At 59.3% G+C, this 7,081-nt stretch carries 5 protein-coding genes; all 5 read right to left on the reverse strand.

Annotated features, from left to right (window positions below):
• Positions 1-186: 186 nt before the first annotated feature.
• Positions 187-1,722, reverse strand: a complete 1,536-nt coding sequence (locus ACYVNQ_RS35160; RefSeq protein WP_460911225.1) for a PAS domain S-box protein — start codon at positions 1,720-1,722, stop codon at positions 187-189.
• A gap of 81 nt (positions 1,723-1,803) precedes the next feature.
• A complete protein-coding gene (locus ACYVNQ_RS35165; RefSeq protein ID WP_460909926.1) occupies positions 1,804-2,268 on the reverse strand; it encodes a response regulator in 465 nt (154 codons plus the stop codon).
• Positions 2,269-2,933: 665 nt separating this feature from the next.
• Positions 2,934-3,242: a hypothetical protein gene (locus tag ACYVNQ_RS35170; protein WP_460909929.1), complete on the reverse strand. Its 309-nt coding sequence runs from the start codon at positions 3,240-3,242 to the stop codon at positions 2,934-2,936.
• Positions 3,243-4,773: 1,531 nt separating this feature from the next.
• The gene (locus ACYVNQ_RS35175; RefSeq protein WP_460911227.1) at positions 4,774-5,892 is read right to left on the reverse strand and encodes a sensor histidine kinase; all 1,119 of its coding nucleotides are present in this window, start codon (positions 5,890-5,892) and stop codon (positions 4,774-4,776) included.
• An 841-nt stretch (positions 5,893-6,733) separates the two neighbouring features.
• Positions 6,734-7,081, reverse strand: a 348-nt coding sequence (locus tag ACYVNQ_RS35180; protein ID WP_460909932.1) for a hypothetical protein, incomplete at its 5' end; no start/stop codon positions are given.

Here is a 7,081-nt window from a genome sequence, read left to right on the forward strand (position 1 = left end):
TCCCTTGCTTCACCCGCGCACGGTACCGGCTAAACCGGTGCCTCGCGTGTTCAGCGCAGCAGAAGCATCGGTATCGGAACCACTGTGCACCCAACGAGATTTTGCTAGCTTCGGTGTGCTGCCAACTCCGGGTCCCGGCCGATAGACGGGATTGTCGCACGAAGCTCGTCCCGTTCGGTGTTTCCATCAGGCTCTCAGCGCTTTGGCGAGATCAGCGAGCCGGTACGGTTTGTAGACAAATGGGAATTCGTGCAGGGCAACATGCTCGTTTTTCAAGCTGACAAGCGGGTAGCCGGATGTCAGCACAACCTTGACCGCCGGATATTCCCGACGAACATGACGGGCGAGTTCCATACCACTCATGCCATCAGGCATGGTGATGTCGGTGAACACGACGTCTACATCATTGCGCTCCTTCAGAATTGCTGCTGCCTCAGAAGCATTGCCCGCCACTACCACCTTGTATCCGATGCTGCGGAACAGTTCTGTTGCAAGCTCCAGAACGTCCGGTTCGTCTTCGACGAGCAAAACCGTTTCGGCTTTTACCAGCGAGGGAGCACTAGCAGATGCATCCGGTCGAACGATCGGTAGATAGAGATCAATGGTCGTGCCTTCCCCCTCAACGCTCGAAATGACCACATCCCCCTCCGACTGGGTAATGAACCCATACACCTGGCTCAGGCCCAGGCCGGTCCCCTTGCCAGCCGTCTTGGTCGTGAAGAACGGCTCGAGCGCCCGGTCTATAACCTTTTGAGGCATGCCAGCGCCTGTATCGGATACGGAAATTCGTGCGTAGCGCCCACCTGTCAGCAGCGTAGTCACTGCGGCATCCATTTCGATCGGGCTGGTCGCCACCGTTACCGTCCCGCCGTCGGGCATGGCGTCTATTGAGTTTGCGACGAGATTAAGGAGCGCCGCCTCGAACAGGCCCGCGTCAACGAGCGCAAACACCGGCTGGCCGCACAGCTGGAGCTCGCATTTGGCCGACCGGTTATTGCCGCGTACCTTTGCGAGCATCGGCTCGAAATCCTGGATAAGGACATTAATGTCGTGCACCTCAGCCTGCAACGGCTGCTGTCGCGCGAAAGACAGCAGCTGTTGCGTGAGCGACGCGCCCCGGTCTACTGCACGGCGCATTCCACCAAGCATTTTCAGGTCGAGATGCGTGCGTGACTGGGCGGCCAGCACCTGCAGACCATTGGAGAGAACCGCGAGCAGGTTGTTGAAGTCGTGCGCGATGCCCCCTGTTAGCTGGCCAATGGCCTCCATTTTCTGCGATTGAAACAGGGCCGCGTTCGCCTTCTCAAGCGCCGCTGCCGCCTGTTTGCGCTCGGTAATGTCCCGGGTAACCTTGGCAAAGCCAACCAGCTCGCCCCGGCTATCGTGAATGGCATCGACCACCACATGAGCCCAGAAGCAGCTACCGTCTTTTCGCACACGCCAACCCTCGCGCTCCGCGCGCCCCTCCCTCGCAGCGGTCGCCAGAATCATGGTGGGAGCCCCGGAGGTCCTGTCCTCATCGGTGTAAAAACACGAGAAATGCCGGCCAAGAATTTCGGTATCGCTATAGCCCTTGATCCGCTCCGCACCGATGTTCCAGCTAGTCACGATGCCCGCGGGGGACAACATATAGATCGCATAGTCGGTGACCCCCTGAACGAGAATACGGAACTGCTCGGCCGTCTCACGAGCTGCATGTTGCGCCTTCTCTATGTCACTCATGTCAGTTTTTCCCATTCAGTGCGCTGCATTTACCATCCACGCACTTATGACCTCCGCAATCACGCGGTTCGTCACCTTCGCTCACGGCCAGCAATCGGCATTCAGAGGTTGCCAGCGTGATGCCGCAGGAAGCTGGCATCGAAGGACGGCGCGCACGGAGATGCCCCGAGAAGGATGCTTGCCACGAGTCACCCGTCGCTCGACACCGGCGTGGATGGCTGCTGCCAGTTCCTCGAACCGAGCCGGCTTGCGCAAAAACCGCGTCCATGATGTCGACGGACCGTTTGGTTCCGGCGCCGCCGACAGCATCAGGATAGGCAATGCCGAGTATGCGTGCTGGGCATGGACCAAACGGCAAAGCTCAGCACCGTTGATGTCCGGCATCTCATAATCTGTGATCATGAACTGGATGGACTCACGGTGTAAAATAGCCAGAGCACGCCGGCCGTCGCTGGCGACGCTAACCTGATGACCGTCACTTTCCAGCGCCGACTGTAGCGAAGAGAGATTCTCGGCATCGTCATCAACCAGCAGTACGTTCGCCACATTTGGCTCAAGAAGTGCTCATTCGGGATGGGCGGCGGGGGCGAAGCTGCTCGTACTACCCTGCGCCGGTCACCATACGTTCCCGCAATCGACGTGCCGCAATGTCGGCTCCTCTTTATTGACCATTTGCTTCGGCGGCACACCTGAGCACGAGCTGTTCGATAACGTGAAGTCCATAGTTGTCAGGCGCGACGCGTCAGGTGCACGTCAGGGCGAGATAATCGCACTTGACTTTCCAGATCGTGCCGAGTGTCAGCACCTGCCAACATTAGTAAGTGGTGCCGTTGACCTCAAGAGTCGAGGCATTTTCTCAGCGAAGGTGGCCGCGCTCCCATCAAAACCCAATTGTGTTTAGCTCGACCGTACCAGGTCTGGTTTCTCGCGCTCGAACGCGAACGATTCAGCCTTTTCTTACGTAGCGCAACCGAGGCGGTGCGTACCCGGGTCAAGGGAGAGTCGCATGTTCGCCGCTTTGTCGGAATTTCCCTTGAATGACCCGCAGGATCTAGCACGGCGGCTAGCAACAATCAGGCGGCGAATGCAAGCGCGGCGCCTCTCAATCGCTCCAGTGATTGTTCATCGTTCATTCGATGAGACGGGTGCATGCCCGTGTACGTTGCGCATCGGCGCAAGCGGTGGAGCAAAGCGACACCGAATGGAGAGGTTCACGTCCGGCGCGTGGCGCCCGGCGGTGGCTGCGGCACCCCAGGTGCTTGCGGGTCCGGTTGCAAAGCCGGATCTAGCTGGTCATGATCCGGTGTAGACGGGGCCTTCTCAGGCCGGTCCTCGCCACGAGGGGGCAACGTTTCGTCCGTGCCGTCATGCAGTTTCTGCTCAACCGTCCCGTTTCGCTCATTCGAGCCCTCGTGGTTGTGCTGCGACTCCGGGCACCGGTTCGCGCGTTCGATCGGATTGGTGGAATGCCGGTCGTACGGATCGTGCGTTGGGACGTCTTGTTTCGTGGAGGTAATCATGGCGGGGCTCCTTCACATTTGGATCCACATAGGGTGCAGATGAACACTGTGCATCGCGCGTACCCGGTTGTCGTCCGCCGCAAGGTCGGCTGTATCGCCCATACGAGGGGAACTACGGCCTGCGCATGGAATGATGAGGCGACAGAAAGCTACCAGGGTGTGCGGAGCTCAATCCGACCAGCGGCGAGCCCATCTCAACCGGGGCGAACTGGGATGCGACGACGAAGCCGGCCAGGCCCTTGTTCAGTGTCTGAGGCTAAACCGCGACCACACTGACACGGTGCACCACCTCCAGCGCGTCATGAACAGATTGAGCGGCGAGGACCGGAGGATCATCCACCATCTATGCGCGTTGCAGCGATTGGGGAGTCACACAGAGTCGTCACGGGAACGCGCTAGTGCGTCCTTTATGTGCTGGAGCAACCAGAACGCTCACGCCTTTTACCGATGCCGCTTTCCAGGCCAATCGCGCCGAAAGCGCTCCATCGCGACTTCGCCTCACAGCTGTCAGTGCCCAGCACGTCGTTTACCCAACGAGGCGCTGGACGCGAGTTCACACGGCCGAAACAGTTCGGTTACCAGGTCAGACCTTCCTCTCTGGCTAAGCCTATCCTTCAGCAGCACAGTAAATAGTTCGATATTGTGCGGACCGTGCGCCACCGTGAATGACGACAAGACTTCGCGCAGGGCGGCCTCTCCAGTTTTGCGCGATAAGGTGCTCGCGATGATTGACGAACCACGACTTAGCTCTACGTGGTAAAGCGTCTCTGCCAGGAAGCGCTCAGACGCGCTGACTTTCCGCGCTGGTTTCATACGGAAAATTCGAATGTACGTCTCGCATGTTTAACTCCATGAGAGGTCAGTGAACGCACGTAAAATTCGCGTGCCGCGTCGACAAGCGCAAGTACGGTGCCCGCGTCTCGGTGCATGACGTGATGGACGGCGAAGGTCAGCGCCTTCACCTGAGATACGATGTCCCGGGCCCGACTAGATGCAGCGCGCCGCGATTAACTTGTAAGAAAGGGAAAATCTTCTACCAGGCGGCACCAAACACAAACACATCGGGCGTCAGCACCGAAAACGTGCGGTGCGTCGCGCTCGAAACGCGTTCGACTAATGCGCGCACGGCACGTCGGAAAGTTCAAGGTCATTGCTTTCGATTTAGCGAAGGGTGGAGTAACCGGGTACACCCTGAATGCAATTCGCTATTGCCGCTGTCGCTCACGCAAAGCAGGGCAAGGTGCCAGTGACGAACTCGATTCCAGTGCGACTCGTGGTGATGCGACGGCGGACGCTGGCTTTATAGTGGCTGCCCGCCCTCTCTTCCCGCGCTCCGCGATGAGAATCGCTGGCTAATGGCACTGCGGCAAGATTAACCTGGTCAAGCGACCGGACAGATCTGCACGACCACTATATCCGTGTTCATCGTCGGTCGGCACGCGCCGCGTCACAGTTGCGCCAGCAAGATACATCTCCGACGCATCGTCGGACGCGGTCGCTTCTGCAAACCTGGAAAAGAAGGTTATCCGCGCTATTTGCCCCGAGGCAGGAGTACGGAGAACACTGTTTCCGTCTCGTCGGATCGTGCGACGATCTCGCCCCCATGGGCTTTGGCAATCTCGCGCGCGATATACAGTCCAAGCCCGAGACTACCGTTCGCATCTCCCCCCTGATGATTCGGGCCGCGTTGTAGTGGATCAAAGATCCGATCGAGGGTCGAGCGCTCGATGGCATCCCCAACATTCCCTACCTCCAGCAGCAGTTCCGCATTCGTGCTGGCGACTGTCACCCGCACCGATGCGTCTTGCGCCCCGTACTTGATCGCATTCAGAACCAGATTGCCGAGCAGCTGTTGCAGGCGTCTGCCATCCCACACACCACCGCAGTCACCAACCACATCCAGATCGATCTGACGGTCCGGATGCACGACGCGCAACTGGTCAAGCTCATCGGCAAAGAGTTGGGCAAGATCGGCGCGGGCAGGCGCGATACTGATACCAAGACCTAGCCTGGTGCGGTTGTAGTCAACCATATCGTCGAGCAGCGCCTGCATGCGCAAGCCGCTTCTGTTCAGACGGGACGCGGCGCCCGACACCTTTTCACCGACATCAAGCGCCGCCAGATACGACGCCGTTACCCGAATGGTCTGTAACGGGCTGCGCATGTCGTGCGCCAGCATTCCAAGCAACAGATTCCGGGCGTCGTCGACGTGCGTGCTGAACGATTTTACCGACTCGGCGATGGCCTGATCGATGGCCTCATTGAACCGGATAACGTCATCCAGGTGATGACCGTCGGGCTCAAATCCGTCCATCCATAGTCGGAGCACGCTCGCGCGCAAGGCGCGATATTCGGCAACCAGCTGGTTGATGTCAAAGCCACTTCGCGCGCGCAGGACGGCGTGCGTTTGTGCCGCTGTGTCCGGGACACCGGCCGACGTCGGCGCCCGCCCCATGGACTTCTCGCGCTGGCGAACCTCGCTCTGGGGCGTCGACAGGTCTTTTGCGATGGCCAACAGAAGCGGCTGCGCGTGGTCGCGCAAGGCCAACGGTTGCATGCCGGTCGCGGCCGGCAATAGCGTGCCCGCAAACGCCTCCCAGCGCAGAAGGATGGCCTCCATATGGTCAAGGATGAAGTTGGCTAATCGCATGTCTTTCCCGGAGACGGATCGAACTAACTCGATCTCGTAGGAGGCATTTTTGCGGAATCCGCAGCTATTAGCAAACCGACGCTGCCAGGGGCTCCGGGTCCATCCATTGCTCGCTATATTCCAAAAGGAGAATTCCATGCCGACCCGAAGCGCGGTGCGTCTGCTCATCGCCGACGACGATCCGAACACGCTGTCGGCATACGCCCTGTTTCTTCGACACGCAGGAATGCCACACTCGCGCGCTGGCAGACGGTGCACAAGCCTTGGCAGAGTACAGTGTGTGGCATCCATACGCTGTCGTGCTCAACATCCAGATGCCGGGCTAGCGGTCGCGCGCGAGATTCGCTACCTGCAATTCACACCGCCCCCCTCTACTGGTTGCTGTTACCGCGCTAACTTCGCAAGCCGAACAGGCAAAATTACTGAGTGCAGGATTCAACCTACCATTTTTGCAAAACCTGCAGCCCCCCGGTCAACGCACCGCTTCACCGGCCATCGTCGCAAGGAAGACAGCCGTCACCGTCGAGGCAGAATGTGGCGGGCCATCTCGCAGTTTATGTTGCGGTGCAGCAATTCTCGACCTATGCTGGTTCACGAGGCACTGTTGCATCTGGCCGGTACGCGTCACATCCTGCGGAGGTACCTATGAACGATCCGCACTCGTTTCACGAACGGACGCATCATTGTTCGAACAGGACGGTGGCTGGCTGCCGGATGCAAAGAAGCGGAATGATTTGCTCAAGATGCCCGGGCACCCCGATAGACCGGTGCACCTCCGGCAAACTGCGGTCCATTGTCCCGTTGCCCGAACCCGGCGGAGCTGGACCCGGGCGCCCCGATCTCATCCTGCCGGCCCCTGCTGTTTAGCCTTGCACGCACTAAAGCCGACGTTCCAGCCCTGGACATATTGTGTGTCGTAGTTAAAACGTGTCGCGTCCCTCACGAGCTTGAACTTCGGATCGCCCGCGGCGAAGTATCCGCTTTGGCAGCCATCCTGGTAGCCCTCGACATACGCGGGCGACCGGCCTTCTTTCCGCAACTGTGCGGTCGCCGGGTCTGGGTCGGTCTGACAGCCCGACAATGCTGTCGACATCACGACTCCAGACAAAACCAGATGTCGCCGCTTCATGATGGCCCCCCATCGATTCAGGACAATGATCGGCTGAGGCCAGCATGAGCCCTCAGCCGG

The sequence above is a fragment of the Paraburkholderia jirisanensis genome (genome assembly GCF_054782355.1).

Excerpts from the sequence above, each read along its gene's own strand:
- ACYVNQ_RS35160 (WP_460911225.1), bottom strand. The coding sequence starts at position 1,722 with ATGAGTGACATAGAGAAGGCGCAACATGCAGCTCGTGAGACGGCCGAG.
- ACYVNQ_RS35170 (WP_460909929.1), bottom strand. The coding sequence starts at position 3,242 with ATGATTACCTCCACGAAACAAGACGTCCCAACGCACGATCCGTACGAC.
- ACYVNQ_RS35175 (WP_460911227.1), bottom strand. The coding sequence starts at position 5,892 with ATGCGATTAGCCAACTTCATCCTTGACCATATGGAGGCCATCCTTCTG.